The organism is Lelliottia sp. GFLA7, from assembly GCF_056490165.1.
Window position 1 is genome coordinate 1 of sequence record NZ_JBWLAQ010000073.1, and the last position, 455, is coordinate 455.

At 64.2% G+C, this 455-nt stretch carries 1 pseudogene; it reads right to left on the reverse strand.

What is annotated here, in order from left to right:
- Positions 1 to 455 (reverse strand): annotated as a pseudogene (locus AC07RN_RS21205) (trifunctional transcriptional regulator/proline dehydrogenase/L-glutamate gamma-semialdehyde dehydrogenase); the annotation flags it as partial.

Genomic DNA, 455 nt, shown 5'->3' on the forward strand with positions numbered 1-455 from the left:
GTTGTGGGTGGACACCAGCTTGCCAGTCAGCAGCAGGCCCCAGGTAGCGGCGTTGACGAACAGCGATGGGCTGTTGCCCAGGTGGGGCTGCCAGTTGCCGGTGCTGATCTTGTCGCGGATCAGCGCATCGCGGGTGCCTTTGTCCGGGATACGCAGCAGCGCTTCGGCCAGGCACATCAGCGCCACGCCTTCCTGGGACGACAAGGAGAATTCTTGCAGCAGGCCCTGAACAATACCGGCACGGCCGCCGGCACTCTTCTGATTGCGCAGTTTTTCGGCAATGCTCGCGGCCAGCTTGTTGGTGGCTTCGGCCATCGGTGCCGGCAGGCGCGCCTGTTCGATCAGCATCGGTACCACTTCCGGCTCGGGGCGGCGGTAAGCGGCGGTGATTGCGGCACGCAATACCGATTGCGGCAGGATGCTCTCGGCGAACTCAAGGAAGCACTGGTGGGCGT